Source organism: Gilvimarinus gilvus, from assembly GCF_030518155.1.
GTDB lineage: Bacteria > Pseudomonadota > Gammaproteobacteria > Pseudomonadales > Cellvibrionaceae > Gilvimarinus > Gilvimarinus gilvus.
Genome location: NZ_JAULRU010000707.1, coordinates 1 through 431 on the forward strand (window position 1 = coordinate 1; position 431 = coordinate 431).

Sequence of the window (431 nt, forward strand, 5' to 3'; positions counted from 1 at the left end):
ATCATTACAAGAGATTACAGCATTTGCAGTAAGTAATACTGTTCCTATAATCAATATTTTATAAAAAGTTTTTTTCATAATAATTGTGTTTTAGTATCCGTAATCTTGTGTTAAATTATAATTTGTATTGATGATATCTTGATAGATTGGCAACAATTCTGAATGATTTGGTTTGTAATATTGTAACCAACCTTTTCGTTCGTCGTTAATCATTGTCGCAACCATTCCTGTTTGCCAGTTTATGCGTGTATATCCCGTTGGAGTAGAAGCAACAGAAGGAGTGTAGAACAATTCTGTTTTATCATTTCCAACAAAATAAGTATCTAAACTCAAAACAGTTTTTTGGGCTGTCTGTGTTGGATCGTATTTCCCAATTTTATAATAGATGTATTTAGGTACATTGGCATATTCTCCCGTTCCATCTAATAAAT

At 30.9% G+C, this 431-nt stretch carries 1 protein-coding gene; it reads right to left on the bottom strand.

Going from position 1 to position 431, the window contains the following annotated elements; all coding sequences use genetic code 11:
• Window positions 1–90: 90 nt before the first annotated feature.
• A partial coding sequence (locus tag QWI17_RS18075; protein WP_302723928.1) for a hypothetical protein occupies window positions 91–431 on the bottom strand: 341 nt, incomplete at its 5' end.